At 46.4% G+C, this 25,901-nt stretch carries 20 protein-coding genes; 13 read left to right on the top strand and 7 right to left on the bottom strand.

Annotated features, from left to right (window positions below; genetic code table 11):
• Positions 1–6: 6 nt before the first annotated feature.
• Positions 7–567: a hypothetical protein gene (locus ACX0G9_RS09130; protein ID WP_459064581.1), complete on the bottom strand. Its 561-nt coding sequence runs from the start codon at positions 565–567 to the stop codon at positions 7–9.
• 193 nt (positions 568–760) lie between these two features.
• Here ACX0G9_RS09130 and ACX0G9_RS09125 point away from each other — a divergent pair, with 193 nt between their 5' ends.
• The 6 genes from ACX0G9_RS09125 to ACX0G9_RS09100 all read left to right on the top strand — a co-directional run bounded on the left by ACX0G9_RS09125 (position 761) and on the right by ACX0G9_RS09100 (position 9,213).
• Positions 761–4,132 (top strand): methylmalonyl-CoA mutase family protein, encoded by a 3,372-nt coding sequence (locus ACX0G9_RS09125; protein WP_459064580.1) that lies wholly within the window; start codon positions 761–763, stop codon positions 4,130–4,132.
• Positions 4,133–4,191: 59 nt separating this feature from the next.
• Positions 4,192–5,256 carry a glucokinase gene (gene glk, locus ACX0G9_RS09120; protein ID WP_459064579.1) on the top strand — a complete coding sequence of 355 codons (1,065 nt, stop codon included), beginning with the start codon at positions 4,192–4,194 and terminating at the stop codon, positions 5,254–5,256.
• 23 nt (positions 5,257–5,279) lie between these two features.
• Positions 5,280–5,777: a peptide deformylase gene (locus tag ACX0G9_RS09115; RefSeq protein WP_459064578.1), complete on the top strand. Its 498-nt coding sequence runs from the start codon at positions 5,280–5,282 to the stop codon at positions 5,775–5,777.
• Between the two features lie 419 nt (positions 5,778–6,196).
• Positions 6,197–6,769: a phage tail protein gene (locus tag ACX0G9_RS09110; protein ID WP_459064577.1), complete on the top strand. Its 573-nt coding sequence runs from the start codon at positions 6,197–6,199 to the stop codon at positions 6,767–6,769.
• 15 nt (positions 6,770–6,784) lie between these two features.
• Positions 6,785–7,960, top strand: a complete 1,176-nt coding sequence (locus ACX0G9_RS09105) for an ABC transporter substrate-binding protein (protein ID WP_459064576.1) — start codon at positions 6,785–6,787, stop codon at positions 7,958–7,960.
• Positions 7,951–9,213: a T9SS type A sorting domain-containing protein gene (locus tag ACX0G9_RS09100; protein ID WP_459064575.1), complete on the top strand. Its 1,263-nt coding sequence runs from the start codon at positions 7,951–7,953 to the stop codon at positions 9,211–9,213. The genes ACX0G9_RS09105 and ACX0G9_RS09100 overlap by 10 nt, the downstream gene beginning before the upstream one ends.
• A gap of 14 nt (positions 9,214–9,227) precedes the next feature.
• Here ACX0G9_RS09100 and ACX0G9_RS09095 read toward each other — a convergent pair whose 3' ends face one another.
• Positions 9,228–9,980: an endonuclease gene (locus tag ACX0G9_RS09095; protein WP_459064574.1), complete on the bottom strand. Its 753-nt coding sequence runs from the start codon at positions 9,978–9,980 to the stop codon at positions 9,228–9,230.
• Between the two features lie 176 nt (positions 9,981–10,156).
• Here ACX0G9_RS09095 and ACX0G9_RS09090 point away from each other — a divergent pair, with 176 nt between their 5' ends.
• Positions 10,157–10,321, top strand: a complete 165-nt coding sequence (locus ACX0G9_RS09090; RefSeq protein ID WP_459064573.1) for a hypothetical protein — start codon at positions 10,157–10,159, stop codon at positions 10,319–10,321.
• A 30-nt stretch (positions 10,322–10,351) separates the two neighbouring features.
• Here ACX0G9_RS09090 and ACX0G9_RS09085 read toward each other — a convergent pair whose 3' ends face one another.
• Both ACX0G9_RS09085 and ACX0G9_RS09080 read right to left on the bottom strand, forming a co-directional pair.
• Positions 10,352–11,623, bottom strand: a complete 1,272-nt coding sequence (locus ACX0G9_RS09085; protein ID WP_459064572.1) for a DUF763 domain-containing protein — start codon at positions 11,621–11,623, stop codon at positions 10,352–10,354.
• Between the two features lie 79 nt (positions 11,624–11,702).
• A complete protein-coding gene (locus tag ACX0G9_RS09080; protein ID WP_459064571.1) occupies positions 11,703–12,290 on the bottom strand; it encodes a type 1 glutamine amidotransferase domain-containing protein in 588 nt (195 codons plus the stop codon).
• 184 nt (positions 12,291–12,474) lie between these two features.
• On the opposite strand from ACX0G9_RS09080, the gene ACX0G9_RS09075 reads away from it, so the two are divergent.
• Complete coding sequence (locus ACX0G9_RS09075) at positions 12,475–14,331, top strand: 2-oxoacid:acceptor oxidoreductase subunit alpha (protein WP_459064570.1); 1,857 nt, start codon at positions 12,475–12,477, stop codon at positions 14,329–14,331.
• Positions 14,332–14,496: 165 nt separating this feature from the next.
• On the opposite strand, the gene ACX0G9_RS09070 is transcribed toward ACX0G9_RS09075, so the two are convergent.
• Entirely contained in the window at positions 14,497–16,866 is a 2,370-nt protein-coding gene (locus ACX0G9_RS09070) for an FUSC family protein (protein WP_459064569.1), read from the bottom strand.
• A 187-nt stretch (positions 16,867–17,053) separates the two neighbouring features.
• Here ACX0G9_RS09070 and ACX0G9_RS09065 point away from each other — a divergent pair, with 187 nt between their 5' ends.
• The 5 genes from ACX0G9_RS09065 to ACX0G9_RS09045 all read left to right on the top strand — a co-directional run bounded on the left by ACX0G9_RS09065 (position 17,054) and on the right by ACX0G9_RS09045 (position 24,000).
• On the top strand, positions 17,054–19,504 hold the full coding sequence (locus ACX0G9_RS09065; RefSeq protein WP_459064568.1) for a TonB-dependent receptor: 2,451 nt from the start codon (positions 17,054–17,056) through the stop codon (positions 19,502–19,504).
• A 65-nt stretch (positions 19,505–19,569) separates the two neighbouring features.
• Positions 19,570–21,015, top strand: coding sequence for a RapZ C-terminal domain-containing protein (locus ACX0G9_RS09060; RefSeq protein ID WP_459064567.1), 1,446 nt, complete (start codon positions 19,570–19,572; stop codon positions 21,013–21,015).
• 162 nt (positions 21,016–21,177) lie between these two features.
• Positions 21,178–22,065 carry a lysophospholipid acyltransferase family protein gene (locus ACX0G9_RS09055; RefSeq protein ID WP_459064566.1) on the top strand — a complete coding sequence of 296 codons (888 nt, stop codon included), beginning with the start codon at positions 21,178–21,180 and terminating at the stop codon, positions 22,063–22,065.
• 75 nt (positions 22,066–22,140) lie between these two features.
• On the top strand, positions 22,141–23,058 hold the full coding sequence (locus ACX0G9_RS09050; RefSeq protein WP_459064565.1) for a lysophospholipid acyltransferase family protein: 918 nt from the start codon (positions 22,141–22,143) through the stop codon (positions 23,056–23,058).
• A gap of 279 nt (positions 23,059–23,337) precedes the next feature.
• Positions 23,338–24,000, top strand: a complete 663-nt coding sequence (locus ACX0G9_RS09045; RefSeq protein WP_459064564.1) for a response regulator — start codon at positions 23,338–23,340, stop codon at positions 23,998–24,000.
• A 23-nt stretch (positions 24,001–24,023) separates the two neighbouring features.
• On the opposite strand, the gene ACX0G9_RS09040 is transcribed toward ACX0G9_RS09045, so the two are convergent.
• Both ACX0G9_RS09040 and ACX0G9_RS09035 read right to left on the bottom strand, forming a co-directional pair.
• Positions 24,024–25,430 (bottom strand): MBL fold metallo-hydrolase, encoded by a 1,407-nt coding sequence (locus ACX0G9_RS09040; RefSeq protein WP_459064563.1) that lies wholly within the window; start codon positions 25,428–25,430, stop codon positions 24,024–24,026.
• Between the two features lie 43 nt (positions 25,431–25,473).
• Positions 25,474–25,830: an ArsR/SmtB family transcription factor gene (locus ACX0G9_RS09035; protein ID WP_459064562.1), complete on the bottom strand. Its 357-nt coding sequence runs from the start codon at positions 25,828–25,830 to the stop codon at positions 25,474–25,476.
• Between the last annotated feature and the right edge of the window lie 71 nt (positions 25,831–25,901).

The following is a 25,901-nucleotide window of genomic DNA, read 5'->3' as shown; positions in this document are numbered from 1 at the left end:
GTTGGGTTAAATCAGATCAGGAGGCTGTTCTGCCGTAATAGTGGAGGAAGAAGCGAGTGTGGAAGAATAAGGAAAATATTTCGGTAAGGTGGTGACGCTCAAAGAATTTATCACAAAGAAGTCGTTCACCACATTATAATCCACTGAAGAAAGATTTTTGCCGGGTCCGGAATCGGATTTTTTCCCTTGCCCGTTATGCTGTTGAAGATCGTTCACTAATTGGAAGAACGTGTTCCTGGCAGTCAGCAATTGCATGGACGAATGGTTCGGGATACAAAGCAATTCCAGGGAATCGTTATAAAGCCGGCGCTTTACATATTTATATTGAACGCCGCTGACCTCGATCTGCCCGTCAACCCGTTCGAACCGGGCTGAATTGTTATAATAAGAAAGATGGGTGGAAGGTATTTTAATAAGAAATAACTGGGACTCGTCATAGGTGTTTCCATCGAGGCGGGCTTCCAGCTGACGGTCTGACCGGTTTTGCAGGTAATCGGTTAATATCCTGTAACCGTACCAGTTAAAGAATAAAATCCCAATGAGCAGTATGGCTGCAATTTTCTTCAAGGGCCTCAAATTAGCAATTTTTATCAATTCTGCCTTATTTTTTTCTTAAAACCCTATGCCGGCTGCCGGGCTATATGTCTCCCGTAAATGGATGAGGACCGGGTGATTAAAAATTGAGCACTTAATGGGTAAAAAACTAATGACTGTTAGTTTTTTAGGCTAAATTTACCTGTTTTTACCAAACAGTTACACTATGAGTTATAGCCCTGTACATAAAGTGCGGCTTGTTACGGCCGCAGCACTATTCGATGGTCATGATGCTGCGATCAATATCATGCGTCGGATTTTACAGGCAAAGGGGGCAGAAATCATTCACCTGGGCCATAACCGTTCCGTTCTTGAAATTGTCGAGTGCGCCATTGAGGAAGATGTGCAGGGAATCGCCATTACTTCCTATCAGGGTGGGCACCTGGAATTTTTCAAATACATGAAAGACCTGCTGGATGAAAATGGCTGTGGTCATATCAAACTTTTCGGAGGCGGAGGCGGCACTATCCTGCCGCAGGAGATCAATGAATTGCATAAATACGGCATAACCCGCATTTACTCCCCTGACGACGGCAGGAGAATGGGGCTCGAAGGGATGATCGAAGATGTCCTGAAAAATTGTGATTTTCCCCTAAACGGAAATCCGGACAACTTTAAGGGTGACATGAAATTGGGGGAGTGGAAAGATATCCGAAAAATAGCCAGGTCGATTTCCAATGCAGAAAACTCGACTGTACCGGCAACAAAACGGGATGCGGGTTCAATGCCGATGTCCTTATCCACCCCTGTGCTGGGCATTACTGGTACCGGCGGTGCGGGTAAATCGTCCGTTACCGACGAGATCGTCAGGCGGTATTTAAACAATTTTCTGGATAAGACGATTGCTGTGATCTCGGTAGATCCTTCCAAGAAAAAAACAGGAGGGGCCTTGCTGGGAGACCGGATCCGGATGAACGCCATCTCCAATCCGAGAGCCTATATGCGTAGTCTGGCTACCCGGGAAAGCGACCGGGCTCTTAGCGCCCATGTCCAGGATGCCATTGATATTTGTAAAGAGGCAGGTTACGATCTCATTATCCTTGAATCCGCAGGAGTGGGCCAAAGCGACGCGTCCATCCTCGATCATGCCGCGGTAAGTCTATATGTGATGACGCCTGAGTATGGCGCTGCTTCTCAATTGGAAAAGATCAATATGCTGGATTATGCCGATCTGATCGTACTCAATAAATTTGATAAGGCCGGGGCCCTGGATGCCCTGCACGATGTAAGGAAACAATACAAACGAAATCACGGTCTTTGGAATGCACAGGACGGGGAACTCCCTATTGTCGGTACGATCGCCGCGCAATTCAATGATGCCGGCATCAATGAATTATTTGAAAAGCTGGTGGTTGTTATTGCCCAAAAGACAGGGATCAGCTTTGGAGCATTGGAACTGCATTCCCATACGAAGGATACGGCGACCCAATCCCAGATCATTCCTTCATCCCGGATCAGATACCTGTCCGAGATCAGCGGAGTCATTAAAGAATATAACCGCCAGACCGATGAACAGGCCGGTATAGCTTCAAAACTATTTCAATTCGACGGTGTCCTGAAGGATCTGCCTGCCGGGTTTCCCGGCCTCCTACAACTGGAAGAACAAAAGGAAAAACTGGAAAAACAACTGTTACCTGTTTGTAAGAAACTGATCGGCGAATGGGAGGATACGAAAGCAGGTTACAAAAAGGAATTTTTTGAATACGATGTGCGGGGCAAAGTAATTCAGCAGCCTTTATTTACCGAATCCCTGTCCCATCTCCGGATCCCGCGGATTTCCGTTCCCCGTTTCAAAGACTGGGGAGATATCCTCCGGTGGAGGCTGCAGGAAAATTTCCCCGGTAAATATCCCTTTACCGCAGGTTCATTTCCGCTCAAAAGATCCGAAGAAGATCCTACCCGCATGTTTGCAGGGGAAGGCGGCCCGGAAAGGACCAACAAACGTTTTCATTATGTTTCTTTGGATCAGCCGGCCAAAAGGCTGAGCACAGCTTTTGATTCCGTGACGCTGTACGGAGAAGACCCTGATCACCGGCCTGATATTTATGGAAAAGTCGGTAACTCGGGAGTCAGCATTGCCACGGTAGACGATGCCAAAAAGCTCTACAGCGGTTTTGATCTTTGCGATCCCAAGACCTCTGTCAGCATGACGATCAATGGCCCCGCACCGATCCTGCTGGCCTTTTTTATGAATGCCGCCATCGATCAGCAATGCGAAAAATACATTACGGCCAATGACCTTTGGCCCGTCGTGAATAAAACGACCGAAGAAAAATTCAGAAAGGCCGGCCGGCCGGTCTATTATAATCCAGCTTCCCCGGAAAGGTTACCAGAGGGGAATAATGGGCTGGGATTACAGTTACTTGGTCTTAGCGGAGACGAAGTATTATCGGAAGAAGTTTATGGCAAACTAAAAGCCGAGGCCTTGTCGCAGGTGAGGGGGACCGTACAGGCGGATATTTTAAAAGAAGATCAGGCCCAGAATACCTGTATTTTCAGTACCGAATTTGCCCTCCGGCTGATGGGTGACGTTCAGGCCTATTTTATCGGCCGGCAGGTGCGCAATTTTTACAGCGTATCCATCAGCGGTTACCATATTGCTGAAGCAGGAGCCAATCCAATCACGCAGCTGGCCTTCACACTGGCTAACGGATTCACCTATGTGGAGTATTACCTGAGCCGGGGAATGGCCATAGATGATTTCGCCCCCAATCTTTCTTTTTTCTTCAGTAACGGCATGGATCCGGAGTATAGTGTTATCGGGCGGGTGGCCAGACGTATCTGGGCCAAAGCCATGAAACATCAATACAAAGGCAATAGCCGGTCCCAAAAATTAAAATACCATATTCAAACCAGCGGTCGCAGTCTGCATGCTCAGGAGATCGACTTTAACGATATCCGTACGACCTTGCAGGCGCTGTATGCCATATATGATAATTGCAATTCCCTGCACACGAATGCCTACGATGAAGCCATTACGACACCGACAGAAGAAAGTGTGCGCAGGGCGATGGCCATACAATTGATCATCAACCGGGAATTAGGCAGTGCAAGAACCGAAAATTTTATGCAGGGAAGTTTTGCGATTGAAGAGATGACGGACCTTGTGGAAGAGGCCGTTATGTCTGAATTTGACAGGATAAATGACAGGGGCGGCGTATTAGGGGCTATGGAGCGTATGTACCAACGAAATAAGATACAGGAAGAGAGTCTTTATTATGAAAGTCTTAAACATAATGGCGAATTGCCGATCGTGGGAGTAAATACCTTTCTGAATAAAAAAGGATCTCCAACAATGCTGCCGGGTGAAGTGATCCGCAGTACCACAGAAGAAAAGGATCAGCAGATCCACAACCTTCGGGCCTTCGTGAAAAGGAATGAAACAAAAACTGCGGCCATGCTGCAAAAATTGAAAAAGGTGGCAGTTACCAATGGTAATTTATTCGAAGAATTGATGGATACGGTAAAATACTGCAGTCTGGGGGAAATAACGCATGCCTTATATGAAGTTGGCGGTCAATATCGTCGCAACATGTAACTTTGAAGAAAGGCTTTTCAAAAAATGATTTTCAAAGAAGGCATTTCAAAATTAACAGGATGGCTAAACAACCGATCGTACCCATTGCATTCAGCAGCAACAGACAAAACAAAACCCAAAACGGCGGACGGGAAAACCCTGCCGTAACTATATTAGCAGGTGATGTTGGCGGCACCAAGACCAATATGGCCCTATACCGCTGCGATGAAGAGGGTCTGAAGACCTTGAAAGAAAAGAGATATGTTTCCCGGGATTATCCTTCACTAACGGACATTATCCATGATTTTACAGGGCAGGAGCCGCAAGACAGGCCGGACCGGATCTGTGCAGCAGTAGCCGGGCCGGTGATCCAGGGAAAAAGCCGGCTAACCAATCTGTCCTGGCAATTGGATTCCGGAGCCATGAGCCGGGATCTGAAAGTACCCGTATGTTTTATAAATGACCTTGAGGCTACGGCATATGGACTGGCCGGCCTGGAAGAAAAGGAACGGATCGTTCTTTCACCGGGCGAAGCGGGAGCCACGGGCAATATCGGCATTATAGCCCCCGGCACAGGTTTGGGAGAGGCGGGTTTGTTCTGGGACGGGGAATTCTATCATCCTTTTGCGACCGAAGGCGGACACAGCGATTTTGCGCCCAGAACGGAGACGGATGTAGACATTTATCGTTATCTGCAACAACAATTTGGTCATGTAAGCTGGGAGCGGGTCGTATCCGGAATGGGCATCAAGACCATATATCACTTTCTCACAGAAGTCAGAAAAGAATCCGTTCCTGACTGGCTGATCAACCGCATGAATACGGAAGACCCTGCAGCGGTGATCAGCGAAGCCGCCTTGAAACGCGAAGACCCGGTCTGTTCCGAGGTGATGGATCTCTTCGTACGTTACCTGGCCACCGAAGCATCGAGCCTCGTCCTCAAACTCATGGCAACCGGCGGACTTTATCTGGCCGGGGGCATTCCGCCAAAAATCCTTTCCTTGCTGCAACAGGACACCTGGGCAATAAATTTTGACAATAATGGAAGAATGCATCAGCTTTCGGAGAAAGTTCCGGTCTATGTCGTCATGAATGATAAAATGGCCTTAATGGGAGCCGCGCATTTTGGAGCTTACAACATGTAATACCTGCAACAGGTAAAATAGATATGGCTAAATCCTTAAAAGATCTGCTTTTGCTCGGTGATCCCCGCCTGTATGAACCTTGTGAGCCGGTCTCCCTGGAGGAATTACCTTTGGTTCAGGGGTGGGCGGCCGATCTTCATGCCGTCATGGAAGAGATCCGTGCGACTTATCATTTCGGAAGAGCTATTGCAGCGCCTCAGCTTGGCATTATGAAAAGGCTGATCTATATGAATATTGACCGGCCGATCCTTTTTATTAACCCAACACTTACGGCCTTAAGCGAAGATCTGTTTGAACTATGGGACGATTGTATGAGTTTTCCAAACCTGCTTGTAAAATTAAAACGTCACCGTTCTGTAACCGTAAACTACCTGGATGAACATTGGCAGGCGCACCAATGGACCATGCAAGACGACCTGTCAGAATTGATTCAGCATGAATACGATCATTTGAACGGCATTCTATGCACCATGCGGGCCATCGATGAACGGTCATTCCGTTGGAGACCGACACCCGGGTAGCCCGACCCGATACAACTGAATTTTGGCGGTGGAATTTTCTGTAGGTATATATACGCAGGGTAAGAAAAATTCCGCAAAAAAAATACGGGTTTCCCTAAACAAAAAATAAATTACTATTTATTTATATATTGTTTTCAAATTTTTACTTACCTTTTCTCCGCCTTTAAGATTTCCCATTTAGGATAGCTGTTTAGGTTATTCAAATCCCGCATTGATTTTTAGCAAACGACCCATTTTTCTGCCCGGCTGAACAGCCTTAGCTCCCATGATCTGGCCTGTGCAATTTTTGCATCCGATACCGCCTTGCGTTCCCTTACCGGATATCAAAGGAATACAAATAATCATTCAGACTTAAGCAATTAGGTCCTGGTTGTTTATTGCCCCTGCTAATTAATCCTTAACAATAAAATTCAAAAACAATGCAACCATTCTTATCCATGATCATGTTATGGCCCTGCAATTTCGCACCCAGCGGATGGGCTTTTTGTGCCGGACAAATTTTAAGCATTTCGCAGAATTCCGCTTTATTCGCCCTGCTGGGAACTACTTTCGGCGGTAATGGTACGACAACCTTTGCCCTGCCTGATTTTCGGGGGAGAATACCGGTAGGCGCAGGAAACGGCACCGGATTAACACCTTATGTTTTAGGAGAAGTCGCAGGATCAGAGAGTGTCAACCTCCAGATCAATCAATTGCCTGCGCATAATCATACCGTGGCACTTACCGTCATTGTGTCGGTATCCAATACTCAGGCCGCGAACAATACACCTGCTTCAGGTAACAGCCTTGCGTCAATTTATGACATCGGCAATGCCAATCCTGTTGCCGGGTATAGCACCGCTGCTCCCAATACGCCCTTGAATATCGGCGGAGGTACTGTAGCCGGAGTAACCGGGTTGACGGGAAACAATCTGCCGGTCCCTATTATACAGCCTTTTCTCGCTGTTAATTATGTGATCGCCCTCCAGGGAATTTTCCCTTCCAGGAATTAAATAACCGGCCCTCTTATGCATGGTTCAAAAAAACTGAAACTTGGGTGGTTATTCCCTTTTTCAGGCATTTTCAAAAATCTGAAGACAGACCTGCAGCGGGGGCTGGAGATTGCATTGCAAAAGGAAGGAATTACTATTCCTTTGGAGATCTATCCAGAATTTATACAAACTGGCGGGCTGAAGGATACTGAAGACGCTATTAAAAAACTGGTTCTTTTTGAACAGGTCGATCTTGTTATGGGGGTGGCCAGTTCGAAAGTGGCGCTGGGAATCCTTCCGTTTGTGGAAACACAGCGGATTCCAGTGATCTTAATGAACCTCGGAGCCGATATCCCTACCCGCCAGTTAAGTTCCGATTATCTGTTCTATAACAGCCTTCATCTTTGGAAAAGCGAGTGGGTGATGGGGAAATGGGCGCAAAAAAAATTTGGAGGCGAGCCTTCCATCAATATGTCAGTATACGAAGGAGGTTATGGTCTTTACGAATCCTTTAAGACCGGCACCTCCGTCTCGGGGGCTCAGACATTAAAACTGAATATCGTAAAAAATATTACGGGCACCCCCGATACGGCACCCCTGATAGAATTTATCCGTCAGCAGCATTCGGGTTATGCCCATGCCTTGCTTTCCGGAAAGGAAGGTGAACAATTCCTCCGGTTATTTCGTGACCAGGAAATGGAAAACAAACCTGTTCTGACCGTAAATCCTTTTATGGTGGAAGATGATCTTACCCGGAATATTCCTTACGGCCTTGATCTGTATAATGCCATCACCTGGTCTTACGCGATGGATACTCCCGGCAATAAATCGTTCACCGATCTTTATACCGTTACTTATCAGGAACGGCCCAATGCGTTCAGCATGCTGGCTTACGAGTCCGGACTTGCCCTGGCAACGGCCCTTCAGGGCATTTCTGCCGGAATCCGCACTCCCGGAAACGCCAAAGAGGATTTAGCCCGGGCTTTAGGCCAGTCCCGGCCTTCGGGGCCTCGAGGGAAGATCAGTCTGTCCACCCGCCCCTTACAAACCAACCTGCCCGTATTTATCCGCAAACCTCTCTCTGACCATTCTTCGGGAAAAACGGAAAACCGAATCCTGGAGCAACAAAATGGAATTGAATGGGATGACCCTTCTTTAGCCGTAGAGCAATCTTATTTAACCGGATGGCAAAATCCTTATTTATGCGTCTAACCTATACCACTATTCGAGGTGATTTATTCTTGTTGCTGATTTTATCACTATGCTGCTTCTATTCCAGCTCCTCCGCCAACCGAATACCAGATAATAGAAATAGAAGTGGTCACCCCGGTATGGCCGATCATGTCTTCGCGGGGCCCGCCTCCGGCGTCAATTTTACCTGGAACACCTGCACTGCTGGTACTTTATTAAATTCCAGTGCTGCAGGCACAGCCACCTATACATTCGGGCCAGGAGATTGTGACGGGAATGCGTTCACAGCTATTTGCGAATGTACCGGCGCCAGTGCAAACTCACAGGCCAGGGTGCTGATCAGTATTACCAGCGGGAATAATATATTAAGGTTTGACCGCAACGTTATAATCCCTCCGGCTGCCACCTTTACCAAAGCGCGTTTCAAGAGCACGGCCGGAGACGCCTTTAAACTGACGAACCTGACCGTATTTCCGGTAAATAGCGCCTCTCAGACGATGACCGTAACCGCATACAGGAACGGGGTGGCAGTCACCGGTTCGGCCATCACTATCAATTATGTCACTTCCATACCCATCCACGGAACGACACTGACATCCACCGATTTTGGAAGTAATTATGATAATATGGATGAGATTCAGGTAACCACCAGTACAGGAATTGGAGTCTCCTTAGATAATATTCAAACATCGAACGCCGTAATATTACCATTAAGTCTGCTTGATTTTTCCGGACGGCAGGAAGGGAAATCCGTATTATTAAATTGGTCCACTGCTTCGGAGGAAAACACCCTTTATTTCGAAATACAACGCAGCCTAAATGACTCCGCCTTTTCTCCCCTTGCAAAGGTTCCTGCGGCAGGTAATAGCTCCGGTGCCCTGCATTACAACTATACGGACAACCTGCCTTTCTCTACCGCCATATCGGGTAAGGCATATCTGTATCGTTTGAAAATGGCAGATCTTGACGGTAAGTTCACTTTTAGCCCTGTGGTTGCCATCAATACCCTTCCCTCCGTCTCCGGACTGACAGTGGGCCCTAATCCGTTTATTCAACAGGTAACCATTCTTTTCGGCTCCTTTGAACCGGATAATGCGGTCTTTACGATTACAGACAGGAGCGGCAGAAGGCTATCTGCAAGAACCTTCCCCATCCAAAAGGGTAATAATAAAATTACCTTAAGCGGCCTGGGTCAGCTTGGAAGAGGCATCTATTTACTCACTATGACGACAAAAGGCCAAACGCAAACGGTAGAACTGATAAAAGGTCAATAGCACCATCAATAAAGTCATTTTGCCGGGCTGTCCGGAGAATATAGGATCTGGCAATTTTCACAGAAAAAAGCCCTTCTTTTTGTTTTACCCAAATGGGGCAGCTTGACAAAAGGAATATGGCAGCGCGGACAAATCTTTTTTGTATGAGCCAGCCAGTGTTTTTTTAATTCAAACGCTTTTTTCCATCTGAGAAAATCAAAGCTATAGTTCCGGGCTTCTTTTATGAGTTCCGTTAATTTACGGGGAGGAAGGTTGCGTATCTTCGTTTCCGGATGAACACGGATACGGAATAAGACCTCATTTTTGATAATATTACCAACGCCTGCAAAAACGGATTGGTCCAGTAACGCGTCCGCCACGATGGTTTCCGGCATCATTTTTAGCTTTTTGCGGGCTTTTTTCGGATCCCAACAGTCATTCATAATATCTCCGCTCCAATCATACACTTCATCGGGAGTACCTTCCAGGATTCGTATCGAACAGGAATAAAAGTAAAGGGACCCTTTGCTGAATTGTAAATGCAGACGAGGTTTTGGCTTTGTCAGCTCATCGATACTATAGGATCCGAAGAGCAAAAAATGAATGCGAAGGGTAAGTTTGGGCAGACAGACCAAAAAATGTTTGCCCCAGCTTTTAAAATCAATGATTTTCTGATCCCGCAGAAGATCCATATCGATTTTTGCATTTCCTGATGCCTGCTTAATTTTTTTTCCCTTATAGGGCTGTACTAACTCTTTCAGAATGATAATAGAAGGTCCTTCGGGCATATAAATAATTAATTATTTATATGCCAAAGCAAAAGGCAAACCATGGAAATGAAGGAATGCGTCATCTTTCTGATTAAAAGCTAAATAAAAACCATTAGGCGGGCGAATCTTTAAAGCAGTTAGTGGCAGAATCACGCAGAAAGCATTAACTTTAAAGCGGTTAAGCTCATCTGATTATGAAAGAATCCTCCCAAGAAAAGGCCGAAAAAGAAAAGGTATTAAAAAAGCTATTGTCTAAATGGCTTACCGTTCAGGAAACCGAACGCAAAGCGACCCTCCTGATGGCTAAGAACGAAAAACCCAAAAAACCGGGTACTGCCCGAAAACGAAAAACTCCCTAAAAAATACAGAAAACACGAGGTCCCTTTTGCCTAAAATAACCTCAGTTGCCGGGCTTTCGGAAGACCGGAAGGTGGAGACGCTTTTCCAAAGACTGTCCGACCTCCATACTTCCAGGATTCCGCCCTTTCCTTTTCGATCAGCTCCTGAAGATCACCAGAAAAATTGTCTGAATGGCTCCGGGAATTACCAGATGTATTTCCGGCTGCCTTCCCGGAAGGGATAAAATCTTTCTCAGCATTTTGGGCCAGTTGACTCAGTTTCTTAATGGCCTCCTGTTTATCCTGCTGCCCCAGTTTGCTTTTTTGTACTGCTGTTTGCAGGATTTGAATAGTCTCGTCATATACCGTAATAGGCACCGGAAAAGGATGCCCGTCCTTACCCCCATGCGCAAAGGCAAAACGTGCGGGGTCCCGGAACCGGGAAGGAGTGCCATGGATCACTTCGCTTACCAGGGCAAGGGATTGGATGGTCCGGGGGCCGACTCCCTCCAGCAGGAGCAATTCTTCAAAATCTGCAGGCGTTTTTTCATGGGCAAGCCATAACATGGCCCCTAATCTTTTCAGATTGACATCTTCTGTACGTATATCATGGTGAGCGGGTAATACCAATTGCTGGATGTCCTGCATCATCCTTTCAGGTTTCTCACGGGTAATTTCCAATACACCGTTGCGGGCAGGAGAAGCGGCCGCATCTGCCAGGTTAAGGATAATGCCCTGGTTTATTCCGCAAATGGCCGTATGCGGTTCGTCGACGAAAGAAGTAAGATCTTCCGAATGCCAATGATATCGCCTGGCCGTGGAGTTTCCGGTATTCAGTCCTTGCTGTACCACCGTCCATTGGCCTTCGTCGCTTACAATAAAATTGTGCATGTATAATTGAAATCCATCCTGTACAGCCGTATTGTCAACCTTGGCGCTGAGTTTACTGCTACGTACGAGATGCAGACCATCAAGTCCGGTACATTCTGCGACCTTCATTAATTCATCCGGTGCCTGCCTGGACGATTTGCCTTTACCGCCGCAGATATAAATGCCCAATTGTCGGGAATGAGGGTTTATCGCCCGTTTTAGCGCACCCATAACGGAAGTGGTGATACCTGACGAGTGCCAATCCATTCCCATAACCGCACCCAGGCATTGAAACCAATATGGATCACTCAACCGGCGTAATACTTCTGTCTTGCCATAATCGCTAAGCAGGGTTTCGGTTATGGCAAGACCCAGCTTTGCCATACGTTCCGCCAACCATTGGGGTACGTAACCATAATGCAAAGGAAGATCTGCCGAACCGGAACGTTTCATGAGCTTGTTATTACTAACAAAATTAGCAGATAAAGCTGACATAAAAAGCCTCGGGAAAGTTAAAAATAATTTAATCGGATTACCGCCCCTGGTGATGATGGGTAGTGGTGTAAGCTGCGGGTGAATTTTCTCCTTCTGCTATCTCTTCGATCATTTTTTTGGTAAAGGCAACCAGGTCTTTTGGAGTCCGGCTGGTGGTCAGCCCATTATCCGTAACGACTTCCTGGTCCACCCAAATCGCGCCGGCATTTTTAAGATCAGTTTTTAAAGATGGATAGGAAGTCATCGTGCGGCCTTCGATCAGACCGGTTTCGATCAGCAGCTGCGGGCCATGGCAGATAGCCGCCACCGGTTTCCCGGATTCGAGAAACTGTTGCGCAAATTCCACACTTTTTTTATTTAGCCGCAATTGGTCCGGATTGAGTACCCCACCTGGTAATAGCAGGGCATCAAAATCCTCTGCATTTGCCTGGTCCACCTGTATGTCTACCGTCAATTCAATCGACCAGTGGTCATGGGCCCATGCTTTTACTTTATCTTGCTGAGGAGAAATGATCTTTACGTCTGCACCGGCATCTTCCAGGGCTTTTTTGGGGCCGGTCAGCTCAATTTCCTCAAACCCATTTTCGGTTAAAATGGCTATTCTTTTTCCGGTTAACGTTGCCATACCCTATACTTTAATAGTGAATGATAGTATCTCTTTTACCTGTTATCTGCTTCAAAAAGAATACCATCCCTGTGAATAGTAAACGCCACCGGAAAATTTGCCCTTCGTCGAAAATCTTTATATTGATGAGCCTTCGGCCGACAGACCCGTGGTCCGTCTTCAGAAAAAATACTAATTTTGCCATATGAACAGAAAAGAAGAGATCCTTCAGGATGTCGTTATAAAGTTCGCCGGAGATTCCGGAGATGGAATGCAGTTAACCGGCAGTCAGTTCACCAATAATACCGCCATGTTAGGTATCGATCTGGCCACCTTCCCCGATTTCCCGGCAGAGATCCGGGCTCCCCAGGGAACCCTGCCAGGAGTGAGCGGTTACCAGCTTCGGTTTTCAAGCGATAAGATCTTTACTCCCGGGGACGAATGCGACGTGCTGGTGGCTATGAATGCCGCGGCACTGAAGGCAAATCTGAAGGGCCTAAAGAAAGGAGGCAAGATTATAGCCAATGTCGAAGGTTTCGACAGCAAGAATCTCCGGCTGGCCAATTATCCGGATGGTATTAATCCTTTGGAAGACAACAGCCTGGACAGCTATGAGGTCATCCGGATCGATGTCACCAAAATGACAAGGGAAGCCCTGAAGGAGATTACCATGGGAACCAAAGAAAAAGACAGGGCCAAAAACATGTTCGTTTTAGGTTTTCTGTATTGGATGTATAACCGGGATATGGAAAACACGATTCAATTCCTGAAAGATAAATTCGGTAAAAAACCCGAGATCTTCGAAAGCAATGTAAAAGCGTTGAAGGCAGGTTATAATTTCGGGGATACCACCGAAACCTTTACTACCACCTACAGGGTTGAAAAGGCAAAAATGGCACCCGGTGTTTACCGCTCCATTATGGGAAATCAGGCTGTGACCTACGGACTGATCGCAGCTTCTCAAAAAAGTGGTCTTCCCTTATTCCTGGGATCTTACCCTATCACTCCTGCTTCAGACATCCTTCACGATCTCAGCCGGTATAAAGCGTTTGGCGTCCGCACCTTTCAGGCCGAGGATGAAATTGCCGGTATTACCTCCGCTATCGGTGCCGCCTACGGAGGCTCTCTGGGAGTCACGACCACCTCCGGACCTGGAATGGCCCTGAAAGCGGAAGCCATGGGATTGGCAGTAATGCTGGAGATTCCCCTGATCATTTGTGATATACAACGTGGCGGACCTTCTACAGGTCTTCCCACCAAAACAGAACAGAGCGATTTGCTGCAGGCTTATTATGGACGAAACGGGGAGTGCCCGATGCCCGTGATTTCCGCATCTACACCCAGTGATTGTTTTGATGCCATATATGAAGCTGTACGAATTTCGGTTCAGCATATGACGCCGGTTATCTTTTTGAGCGATGGTTATATCGCTAATGGCGCCGAGCCCTGGAGATTCCCGAAAAGTGAAGATCTGCCTCCCATTGACGTAAAATTCAAAACCGAACTGGGACATGGGGAGACCAGTTTTCAACCCTATCTCCGGGATGAAAAATTAGTCCGCCCCTGGGCCATTCCCGGTACACCCGGACTGGAACACCGCATTGGCGGCCTGGAAAAACAGAATATTACCGGAAATGTTAGTTATGATCCGGAGAATCACCAGCTTATGGTAAAGATCAGAGAAGAAAAAGTAGCCAGGATCGCTGATTATATTCCCCTCCAGAAATTGGATAGCGGTCCTGAGAAAGGCGACTTACTGGTATTAGGCTGGGGAAGTACCTACGGATCCATTAAAAGCGCCGTATCGGAATTGCAGCATGAAGGATATGCAGTTGCGCATGCCCATCTTCGCCACCTGCGCCCCTTCCCGAAAAACCTGGGAGAGATCCTGAAAAATTACAAACAGGTCCTGGTACCTGAGATCAATAATGGACAACTCATCAAAATCATACGCGATCAGTATTTTGTAGACGCCAAACCTTACAACAAGATCATGGGTATACCCATCACCAAAACAGAACTGGTGATGAAGTTGCGCGAAATGCTGGGTTCGAATAATTAATCGCGGCTTCGTTCTTTTAAATGTACTCGCCGCGATTAATTCTCTAATGTCGGGGCCTTCGGCCAGTGTAACCGAGCGTAGGCGAAGGTTACGAGCGAGTCCTTAACAGTGTTAAGGACGATGCTCAGTGTCACACTTTAGTAAGAGCTCCGGCGTTTTCACAGTCTAAGTTGGAATAACTCCCTGCAGCTCGCGGCTCAACTTTTCGATATCCGAAGAAACATTGGCGATAAAATTAAACTGGTCGACAATCGGTTTGAATGCAGAAAGCTGCCGGCGTGTATCCGTATCGATAAGTCCCTGATCCAGTTCGGTTTTACGCTGGCCCATCAACACATTCAGTTTTTCATTCAGCTTGCGGAGATCTTCCCTGCTGCCTTCTTCGCTGGCCATTGCGCCCTGTCTTTTTTCCAATATCCGGATAGCATTTTCCAGTTTGCCGGAGATTATCAATATGATCGGTTGATAATCTATATCTCCGGATTTGTTTCCCATAGGCAATACATAATAAGAAAGCGTGGCAATATGTGTGGTCAGCATATGGTTGGAAACGACAAACTGGTGCATGCGTCCGGCATTTTTTTGCTTGCTCTTCGGCTCGGAGATCATGCGGCTAAAAGCATCGGACAGGTTGGCCAATGCGACAAAAGCATTTTTTCGGGATAATTTATATTGGGTGACCGGAACCGGTTTCCCTGTAAATGCGCCGGCAATATCCCTGAAATACGCAATATTGGTTTCGATGATCCGGACCATGGTATCGTTGATCCGTTCATGCTCCCAGGAAGGCATAAGAAAAATGTTTGCCATAAAGGCGATGGCCGAACCAATGGCCGTATCAATCACCCTGTCGGATAAAATAGTATGGAAATCACTGGGATATAATAAATGGAAAAGAAGCAGAATATACGGTGTCATCAGGGCCACGGCCACCAGGTATTGGGTTCGCAGAAAAGCATAGGTACCAATCATGAACAGGATCATGAGCACGAATAATGCTGTACGGTCCTTTATAAAAAAAAGGATCAGGAGGCCTGCCATAGCCCCGGTCACCGTTCCTGCCAGCCGTTCAAAATTCCGTTTTTTAGTCAGACTGTAGGCCGGTTTCATAATAACGATCACCGTAAGCAATATCCAATAACTATGACCGAAGGGTAGGAATACAGAGATCAGATAACCGGCGATGGTAGCGATGCTTACACGCAGGGAATGCCGGAAAATATCGGAATGCAGGGTGAGGTTATCGAAGAACAATTTCCGGTCTATTTCCTGGTGGGTGATGAACTGTTCAAAATCCACAGGTGACTGGGTCTGAAATGTTTTACTGAGCTTATCGTCATATCCCGTGTAGCCATGCAGGGTATGCATGCGGTCTGCGATATCCTGAATACTGTCCAGGATATGCCGAAGTCCGATAAAACCGTCAATATTCTCCCTGTTCCGGTGTTCGTCCCTGTAGCGGATAAGGGATTCGCGTAATTCTTTTAACCGACCGGCCAGATAGGATGTTTCCCGGGAGGTTTTGCCGCTCTTGATCGAGATCCCTATTTCATCAAGTTCTACCGCCATGTCGAGAATCACTTTCCGGTATTGTTCCAAAAGATCACTGTCGTCAAAAAGGTGGTGTAATAATTGGTAGTCCTGGTGGGAAGTCATTACTCTTTCAAAAAGATCTACGATATCCAGGAAGATCATCACCAATACCCGGCCCGTATGGGTCGAATCCTTTACGATGTCCCGGCTTTTGAATAATAATTCCCGGATCAGGTCTTGTTTTTCATGAACACTGATCTGTTGCTCTACCAATTGCCGGTAACTTTTGTCATAATCCAATCCCCGGGCGTAAAAAGATGCTTTGATCCGAAGATAACCTGAAGTCGCCTGGACACATTCCCCGATAGCCTGCTGAGTGAGTTTGTAAGGCCGGAAACTATACAGGAGCAGGCTTAAAATGGTGTACCAGACTCCTCCTGCCAGCACATAGGCCGGGGTGATCAAGATATCCCAGCCATGAAAAGGCCTGTCCAGGTTCAACACCATCAGGAGCAATGCATTTACCCCGATCGCACTGGCCCGGTTCCCGTAAACTCCCATCATAGAGAAAAGGAAACAGAAAATAAAAACAACAAACCCCGTGAGGATGGGAGACCCGGAAACCAACCCCATAAGTAAGGTCACCAGGAAAATAATGATGTTGCAGGCAATCATTCCATTCCGGCGATGATGGATGGGGCCGGGATTATCCATATTGCCCACGCACATCGCTCCAAGGGACAAGACGATCCCCGCAGACAGGTTATGGAAATAGCCCAGGAGAATGGCAGGTAGGGTGATGCCGACGGTAACCCGTATAGCCCCGCTCAGGTTGTGACTGTTGATAAAACTTTTATATTCCCTGATATAATCCATTATCCGTGAGGCGCTGGCATCCGGTACAAAGGGTACCAATTGATGCAGCGATAGGTGCAAAGGTAGTCGCGCTAACCACACCACCGAAACAAATATGCCATTCACCGGGCTTTTTTTCCCGCTCACCGCAAGAGGCTTTTCTACAATCTGTCCGGAACTTAGTTTTGCGGAGGAATCAAATAACAGACCATTGTAAAACAACCGATTTTCAAACTAAACTGACGAATTTTCAAGCCGGTCGATTCCAACCGGAAGAAAATATCCCATCTTTCCTCAAACGACGAGTTTGTCTGACAACTTTAAATGCCAAAACATGCGTATTGCCTTTCTATTCATTTTCGCGACCTTATTAACGTTAACCCTCAGTGCCCAGCAGATAACCGGGACCGCACAGGACGAACAGGGCAAGCCCCTGAGCGGCGCCTCCGTGAGCCTTAAACAAAGTAAAGACTCTTCCGTTGTCAAATTAGGCGTTTCCAATACAACTGGTAAATACGAATTCAGCCAGATCCCATCCGGTAAATACTTTATTACTATTACACATATCGGCTATGCCCCGCTTAGCACTTCTGTTTTCGAAACAAAAGGAGAAGGATCGATTCAGGCACCAGGAACTTTGCTGACAAAAGCCTCCGGAAATCTGAACGCGGTCGTGGTCACTTCCCGCAAACCCGCGGTGGAAGTGAAAGCGGATAAGATCATCCTCAATGTGGAAGGGAGTATTAATGCCGTCGGCCAGGATGCCTTGCAGTTGCTGCGAAAATCTCCCGGCGTAAGCGTGGATAAGGATGACAATCTGAGTGTCAGTGGAAAAAATGGAGTACAGGTGTATATAGACGGAAGACCGACTCCATTGTCTGGCAAGGACCTTTCCGAATATCTGAAGACAATTCAGTCGACATCCATCGAATCGATCGAAATCATCAGCAACCCTTCTGCCAAATATGATGCCGCCGGTAATGCCGGCATCATAAATATAAAACTGAAGAAAAACAAATCTTTCGGCACAAATGGTACCGTTAATGCAGGATATAATATCGGGACCTATGCCAAGTATAACGCTGGTTTCTCCCTGAATCACCGTAATAAAAATATTAATGCCTTTGGGAATTATAGTTTTGATCATAGCCTGAATGAAGCCTATTTCAATTTACGAAGGGAGGTTTCGGATACGTTATTCGATCAGCGGTCGACCATGCGGTTCAACACCAACAGCCATAATTTCAAAGCCGGCCTTGATTATTTCCTAAACCAAAAAAGCACCCTGGGAATGATCGTGAGCGGAGCCCTTTCAGGCAACTCCCAAACATCCAACAGCAGCACACCAATCTCCTATATTCCGACCAGCCAGCTGGTCAGGGTCCTGAAAGCCAACAACACGAACAGCGGAAGGCGGGATAACGGGAACCTTAACCTGAATTACCGATATGCCGATACCAGTGGTCACGAATGGACCATGGACGGGGATTATGGAATCTACCGCATCACCAGCAACCAGCTCCAGCCAAATAATTATTTCGATCCGGCAGGTAATCCACTGAACAGCACAGTTTATAATATGCTGGCCCCAACCAATATCGATATCTATAGTTTCAAATCCGATTACGAACAGAATCTAAAAAAAGGACGTCTCGGATTTGGAGGAAAAACATCTTTTGTAAATAGCGGTAATGATTTCGATCAAAACAGCGTCAGTATAATCACGAATACCAAGACTCACGATACGCTCCGCAGTAATTTTAAATACAAAGAGAACATAAATGCCGTTTATGCCAATTACAGCAAGGCCCTGAAAAGCTGGACGATCCAGCTCGGACTGCGGGTTGAAAATACGAATGCAAAAGGAATATCCACCGGTTACCGGATAGATAACACCGGGAATTATAAATACGATTCCACATTCGACAGGCATTATACCGACTTCTTCCCCAGTGGTGCCGTCAGTTTTAACAAAAATCCCATGAAACAGTGGACACTGAATTACAGCCGCCGGATCGACCGCCCATCCTACCAGGATCTTAATCCTTTCGAATTTAAACTGGACGAATATACCTTCCAGCGGGGAAATACCGAGTTAAGACCCCAATATACCAACAGTATCGGGCTTACCTACATGTATAAATTCAAACTGACCACTACACTTAACTATAGTCATGTAAAAGACGTATTCAGTCAATTGGTGGATACTACCGAAAAATCCAAATCGTTCATTACGAAAAAGAATCTGGCTACACAGGATATCACCAGTCTTAATATCAGTTATCCGTTCCAGTATCAATGGTACAGCATATTTGCCAACGTTAACACCTATTATTCACTGTATAAGGCCAACAACGGCGCTGGAAAAGTGGTGGATCTGAACGTATTCGCCTGTAATATTTATGCCCAGCAAACTGCGCGGCTGGGGAAAGGCTGGACCGCAGAGGTCAGCGGTTTTTATACCTCTCCTTCTATCTGGCAGGGAACCTTTAAGACCAAAACGATCTGGAGCGTGGATGGCGGTCTTTCGAAAAACGTCATGAAGAATAATGGAACGATCAAAGCCTCGGTCAGTGATATTTTCAATACGCTGAAATGGTCTTCTACCAGCAATTATGCGGGGCAGATCCTGCATGTGAACGGAGGGTTCGAAAGCCGGCAGTTCAAGCTGTATTTCACTTACCGGTTTGGAAGTGTACAGATAAAAGCGGCCCGTCAACGGAAATTAGGTGCAGAAGAAGAAAGCAAGCGGGTCGGAACACAGGGAGGCGGGTTGAGTAATTAACATCCCCCGCCCCCCTAAAGGGGGTGTTGTTAAAATACTCTATTTTTGCCGACCATATACTTTTCATGCAAGCCATAATCGAGAACATTAAAGAGCTTTTTGCGTCCTACAGCGGATCGGCGCTTATTCAACTGGAGAAGATCCCCCAATCCGGAAGCAATCGTATTTATTTCCGGCTGCGGACCGGGGATGGATCCTTCATCGCAACCTATAATGATAATGTCCGGGAGAACCAGACTTTTATTCATTATAGCCGGCATTTCCGTGAACGGGGATGCCCGGTTCCGGAGATCTACGCCGTAAATGAAGCAGTTACCATCTATTTACAGGAAGATTTCGGGGATTCTTCTCTTCTTGGTGAACTGGAAAAATACGGTCATAATGACCTGGTATATGGACTATTCCGGCAAAGCCTGCAGGAACTGGCCCGTCTGCAAATCGAGGGCGACAGACAGCTGGATTATAGCTGGGCCATCACCTCCAAGGAATTCGGCAAACAGGCGATCCTGAGTGATCTCTTGTATTTTAAATACTATTTCCTGGACACGCTTCAGATCCCCTATGACAAAGAGATGCTGATCGATGAATTTGAGGCATTGAGCACCTATCTCACGCATGTGGATCACAAATTTTTTATGTTCCGGGATTTCCAGAGCCGCAATATCATGGTCAGGGAAGGTAATATTCATTTTATTGACTTTCAGGGAGGAATGAAAGGCGCTCTGCAATATGACGTAGCATCGATGTTATGGCAGGCAAAGGCAGAGTTGCCGGATGATTGGAAAAACAGCCTGCTGGATCATTATATGGATTGTGTGGAAGATATCCTGGGTAAAAAAATCGACCGCGTGCAGTTCGTCAGCCAATATAACGGTTATGTGCTCATAAGACTGTTACAGGTTCTGGGTGCATACGGATTCAGGGGATTATTCGAGAGAAAGGCGCATTTCCTGACAAGTATCCCCCTGGCCCTGCGGAATTTTAAATGGTTCCTGACCCATAAACAGGTAGGAATTGCCCTGCCTGAATTTGAACGATTATTAGGTTTGATCGTTAAAGAAGAGATCATTAACCGTTTTGAGCCTGTAAAGGCCCATGAAAATACCCCTTTGGTCGTTCACATAAACAGCTTTTCTTATAAGAAAAGTATACCTGAAGACAACGGAGGCAACGGAGGTGGTTTCGTTTTTGATTGCAGGGGGATTTTGAATCCCGGAAGATTGCCTGAATTTAAATCCAAAACCGGTCGCGACAAAGAAGTAAAAGACTTTTTGGAGCAACAAACCAGGATGCCCGAATTCCTGAACAGCGTATATAATTTAGTGGATATCGCTGTAGAGGATTATATCAAAAGGGATTTCGGAAGCCTGATGGTCAGTTTCGGCTGCACGGGTGGTCAACACAGAAGCGTATATGCAGCAGATGCTCTGACCAGGCATTTGAGAAATAAATTTCATGTAAAAACAGACCTGCATCATCTCGTACAAGAGGAAAAAGACTGGATTAATTAAGCAGGAGCGCAGGCGTTAAAAAGAAGCACAATCCTCCTGCATTTCAGAAAAGGATTAAGGAAAAATAATCCTTTTCCGAAATACCATAATGTCTGTACACTTAGGCCTTGGGGCCTGGTGTACTTACGTGCTCTGCCCGTTTAAAGAACAAATGACTAAGTGATGTATTACGTTGTGTATGGATTGTTATATCTGCTTTCCCTTTTGCCAATGGCGCTTTTATACCCGCTGGCCGATTTCCTCGCTTTCCTCCTGTACCATGTGATCCGTTACCGGCGCGACATTGTTTTGGCCAACCTGATGATCGCTTTCCCGGAAAAAACTTCTGCCTGGAGGATAAAGGTCGCCAAAAGATTCTACCGCAATTTCGTCGATAATTTTATAGAAACCCTCAAGCTGTTATCAGCCAGTCCTTCCTTTATCCGGGAACATTTTATCATCGACAACCCGGAGATCCTGGAGGATTTTTATAAAAGCGGGCGGAAATGCCAGGTGCATCTTGGTCATTCCTTTAACTGGGAAATGGCAAATGTAGCAATGCCTTTGCAGACGAGTTATCCCTTTCTTGTCGTTTACCTGCCGCTTGAAAATAAGTTATTCAACCGCCTGTTTCTTCATCTTCGCACCAGAACCGGTACCGTACTGCTGCCGGCCACCAGTATGCAAAAGGCGATCCTGCCACACAGAGGTACACAATACCTGCTGACCCTGGTAGCAGATCAGGCACCTCCCGGAAATGGCGAAAATGCCTACTGGCTCGATTTTTTTAATCATCCGACCGCCTTCCTTAAGGCTCCCGAACGAGGGGCACGCATCGCTGATATTCCCGTCGTTTTTGTACGATTTTATAAGACCCGGCGTGGTTATTACCGTGTACGGCTGGAAATAGGGGATGATCATCCCGCCACTTTGCCAAAGGGAGAACTGACCCGGCGTTATGCCCGTTTCCTGGAAGACGCCATCCGCCAGTCTCCTGATCTCTGGTTATGGAGCCATAAAAGATGGAAGAACAAATGGAAAGAGGAATACGCTCCATTACGCATAGATTAATCTATCTTTATCGGGATCAGAAACAAGTTTTCCGTGCCATATGGCACAGATAATCCTGTCAACCACTCCTGACCCATGTACTACTTATTTTATTCTTTTCTTTTTCTCGTTTCGCTTTTACCTATGCGTGTCCTTTATTTTCTCTCGGATGCCATTTACGGATTGGTTTACCATGTTTTGGGCTACAGGAAAAAAGTAGTGATGGATAACCTCCGGATCGCTTTTCCGGAGAAGACGGAAACGGAACTAACCCACATCGCCAAAAAATTCTATCATAATTTTCTTGACTCTTTTATAGAGGTAATCAAACTGATTTCGGCCGGGGATGCCTTCCTGCAGAAACGATTTACCGTGGATTTAAGTGATCTGGATGAACTGTATAAGACAGGAAAAAGCTGTCAGATCCACCTCGGGCATACCTTCAATTGGGAATGGGGCCAATTGGTTCTGTCCAAACTGACGAAATATAAATTGTTGGTAGTGTATATGCCTATCACCAATAAGATCCTGGAAAGACTCTTCTACAAACTCCGCACCCGGAGCGGAAACGTATTCTTACCTGCCACGGATATGCGCAATGCGATGGTTCCCTACCAACAGACTCAATATTTATTAGGCCTGGTCGCCGACCAGAATCCCGGCAATACCCATACGGCCTATTGGCTAAGGTTCTTCGATCGTCCGACTCCTTTTGTCAGCGGACCGGAAAAAGGGGCGCGTTCCAGCAATCTTCCGGTAGTATTTGCCTGCATTGAAAAACCCAGGCGGGGTTATTATCATGCTACGGTTAAACTGGGTACTTCGGATCCCAGCCTTCTTGCTGAAGGAGAACTGACCCGGAAATATGTGCGTTATCTGGAGACGGTCATTCGCCGCAATCCCGATATGTGGCTTTGGAGCCACCGCAGGTGGAAACATTCCTGGAAAGCGGAGTATAGCCCAAACTGGATCGATGAGACCCCTGTTCCTTACGAAAAATCGGTTTCGGAATAAATGATTTCTATAAATGGGTCAGGGCTATTGCATTTCAAATAATAATAATATATTTACATCATCGTCCGGTATATCTCACTCTGAAACATAAAGGCTGAGGCAAAGGAATCTGCCTTTCTCTGTGTGAAAAGTCGCTTCTCCGATCTTGTAGAAGGACATCTTTAATAGTGCCCGATTAAACGTAACAGGTTATCTGATCAGTAGCACAATTGAAACAGAACAAACGCTGGCAATTTATGCCAGATGACCCCTCGCAACCAGAACCTAAACCCGATTCTGATGAATAATTGCAAACCTGCTGTTGCATTGGTCGATGACCATGTGCTTCTCCGGAATGGCTTGGCTAACCTCATACGTAGTTTTGGCGAATATGCCGTACTGTTCGAGGCCTATAATGGTTCTGACCTGATCAGACAATTACATCCCCCCTGTTTGCCGGACCTTATTCTCCTGGATATCAACATGCCGGAAATGGATGGATATGAAACGGCAGGTTGGCTAAAACGAAATTTTCCCGATGTGAAAATTCTCGTGCTTTCTATGTACGATACGGACAACTCCATTATCCGTATGTTAAAGAACGGTGTAAAAGGATATATTCTCAAAGACATTGAGCCGGCTGAGTTGAAAATGGCCCTGGATACCGTTATTCAGAGAGGATTCTATTATTCCGGGATGGTAACGGGTAAATTGGTCCATACGATCCATATGCAGGAAGAACCTGAACAGCAAACCCGGCGCGCTCTCCCTTTAAATGACCGGGAACTTGAATTTTTGAAGATGGTATGTACAGAATATACCTACAAGGAAATTGCTGAACTGATGTATCTCAGCCCCCGGACTATCGACGGTTACCGCGATATGTTATTTGAGAAACTGAACGTCAGGACCAGGGTCGGTCTTGTATTATATGCTATCCGTAATGGGATCGTTTGCATCTGACCATTTTAATTGAGCACACTGTACTAATTCAATATGCTGTTCTCCTTCTCGATCTTAATACCGGATTGTTCTTTAATCTTACTCCATCCCCCTGCCACATTGCGCAAATTATGGATCCCCTGACGCTTAAGCAATGAAGCGGCAATGATACTCCTGTATCCGCCGCCACAATGTAAATATATATTCAGGTGTTCATCAAGGTTTACCATGCTGCCCGGATCCGCCAGGTCATTCAGCGGTAAATTAACGGCATCCTTGACATGACCGTCTGCAAATTCCGTTTCACGTCTTACGTCCAGTACGACCAGCTTGTCATCAAAGGGGATATCCATAGCCAATTCGTCCGCTTCCACATCAATGATCAGATCGACAGGTTCCCCTGCCTGTTTCCAGGTGGCAAAACCTCCCTGCAGGAAACCTTTCATTTTATCGAACCCTACTCTGGCCAGACGAACCACACTTTCCTTTTCTTCACCAGGGGTGGTGATCAGGACGATTGTTTTATCGAAGGGTAACAAACTCCCCGCCCATTCCGCAAATCGACCGTCAAGGCCGATCCCTATGGCACCGGGAATAAATCCTTCTGTGAAAATGGCGGCTTTCCGGGTATCCAGCAGGATTACCTTATCATCCTGTATCAGTTTTTTAAACTCCTTCAATTCCAGGGGTTTCAGTCCGCTTTCCAGGATCTCTTCCAAACTTCCATATCCTTCTTTATTGATCCTGGCATTTACTGAAAAATATTGGGGCAATACGTCCAAACCATCCGTTACGGCTTTGATGAAATCTTCCTTGGTTTGTTCCTTCAGGGCATAATTGTTTTCTTTTTCCTCGGCCAGCGTACTGAACGTATTTGGTCCCAGGTTCTTTCCACAACTACTGCCAGGTCCGTGTGCAGGGTAAATAACGATATTATCCGGAAGAGGCATGATCTTGCTCCGCAGAGAGTCGTATAACATACCCGCAAGCTCTTCTTTACTGAGGTTCCCGCTGCTGAGATCAGGTCTTCCCACATCCCCTACAAACAAGGTATCACCGGTAAAGACGGTATGTGCTCGCCCATCCGGGCCCTTTACCAGGTAACAGGAGGATTCGATGGTATGACCCGGAGTATGCAACACTTCGATAGTGCTGTCTCCGAGCGGAAATAATTCGCCATCTGTAGCCTTATGAATGGGAAAATTGGTTTCTGTTTTAGGACCATAAACGATAGGCGCGCCCGTAGCCTTGGAAAGATCCAGGTGACCGCTTACAAAATCGGCATGAAAATGGGTTTCAAATATATATTTGATCTTTGCCCCCCGCTCTTTGGCCAATTGAAGATAAGCGTCAATATCACGCAAGGGATCTATAATAGCTGCTTCACCGGCGCTCTCAATATAATAAGCCGCTTCACTTAGGCAACCGGTATACAATTGCTTAATAAACATACCCTTTTAATTTGGGGCAAAGTTACGCGATTACGGGCAAATATCAGTCTATCAGCTCGTCCACGCATTTCATGATCTCGGCAAGCCGGTCATGATTGATGATATAGTAGATGAACTTTCCATCGCGTTGAGTTTTAACGATTCCGGCCCTGCGCAGGATAGCGAGGTGCTGGGAGGCGACAGATTGCTCCAGGCGGAGATGGACATAAATTTCCGTTACGGTCAGTTTCTTGTTTTCGTCCAGGAGGCGGATGACCTGCTGCCGTAATTTGTGATTCAGCGCTCGTAAGATCAGAGCTCCTTTCTTAAGATTCAAAAAATCGACTTTTACAGGAGCTCCTTCGGAGCCCTCTGCATTTACTACCATCCAATAGTTATTATTATTCATCGTTAAGCTCATGAGCGATTACCGTTTTAAGGATTTCAACAAGATACGTGACAGAATCAGACAAATTTATGATGTACTCTTTA

The organism is Flavitalea flava, assembly GCF_054461575.1.
This window is presented reverse-complemented; position numbering and strand designations above follow the sequence as displayed.

What these genes read in the sequence shown, in the direction of transcription:
- ACX0G9_RS09105 (WP_459064576.1), top strand. Translation starts at nt 6,785, where the DNA reads ATGCATGGTTCAAAAAAACTGAAACTTGGGTGGTTATTCCCTTTTTCA.
- ACX0G9_RS09050 (WP_459064565.1), top strand. Translation starts at nt 22,141, where the DNA reads ATGTACTACTTATTTTATTCTTTTCTTTTTCTCGTTTCGCTTTTACCT.
- ACX0G9_RS09110 (WP_459064577.1), top strand. Translation starts at nt 6,197, where the DNA reads ATGCAACCATTCTTATCCATGATCATGTTATGGCCCTGCAATTTCGCA.
- ACX0G9_RS09090 (WP_459064573.1), top strand. Translation starts at nt 10,157, where the DNA reads ATGAAAGAATCCTCCCAAGAAAAGGCCGAAAAAGAAAAGGTATTAAAA.
- ACX0G9_RS09055 (WP_459064566.1), top strand. Translation starts at nt 21,178, where the DNA reads ATGTATTACGTTGTGTATGGATTGTTATATCTGCTTTCCCTTTTGCCA.
- ACX0G9_RS09085 (WP_459064572.1), bottom strand. Translation starts at nt 11,623, where the DNA reads ATGAAACGTTCCGGTTCGGCAGATCTTCCTTTGCATTATGGTTACGTA.
- ACX0G9_RS09100 (WP_459064575.1), top strand. Translation starts at nt 7,951, where the DNA reads ATGCGTCTAACCTATACCACTATTCGAGGTGATTTATTCTTGTTGCTG.
- ACX0G9_RS09045 (WP_459064564.1), top strand. Translation starts at nt 23,338, where the DNA reads ATGAATAATTGCAAACCTGCTGTTGCATTGGTCGATGACCATGTGCTT.
- ACX0G9_RS09060 (WP_459064567.1), top strand. Translation starts at nt 19,570, where the DNA reads ATGCAAGCCATAATCGAGAACATTAAAGAGCTTTTTGCGTCCTACAGC.
- ACX0G9_RS09115 (WP_459064578.1), top strand. Translation starts at nt 5,280, where the DNA reads ATGGCTAAATCCTTAAAAGATCTGCTTTTGCTCGGTGATCCCCGCCTG.
- ACX0G9_RS09095 (WP_459064574.1), bottom strand. Translation starts at nt 9,980, where the DNA reads ATGCCCGAAGGACCTTCTATTATCATTCTGAAAGAGTTAGTACAGCCC.
- ACX0G9_RS09065 (WP_459064568.1), top strand. Translation starts at nt 17,054, where the DNA reads ATGCGTATTGCCTTTCTATTCATTTTCGCGACCTTATTAACGTTAACC.
- glk (WP_459064579.1), top strand. Translation starts at nt 4,192, where the DNA reads ATGGCTAAACAACCGATCGTACCCATTGCATTCAGCAGCAACAGACAA.
- ACX0G9_RS09125 (WP_459064580.1), top strand. Translation starts at nt 761, where the DNA reads ATGAGTTATAGCCCTGTACATAAAGTGCGGCTTGTTACGGCCGCAGCA.
- ACX0G9_RS09075 (WP_459064570.1), top strand. Translation starts at nt 12,475, where the DNA reads ATGAACAGAAAAGAAGAGATCCTTCAGGATGTCGTTATAAAGTTCGCC.
- ACX0G9_RS09040 (WP_459064563.1), bottom strand. Translation starts at nt 25,430, where the DNA reads ATGTTTATTAAGCAATTGTATACCGGTTGCCTAAGTGAAGCGGCTTAT.
- ACX0G9_RS09080 (WP_459064571.1), bottom strand. Translation starts at nt 12,290, where the DNA reads ATGGCAACGTTAACCGGAAAAAGAATAGCCATTTTAACCGAAAATGGG.
- ACX0G9_RS09035 (WP_459064562.1), bottom strand. Translation starts at nt 25,830, where the DNA reads ATGAGCTTAACGATGAATAATAATAACTATTGGATGGTAGTAAATGCA.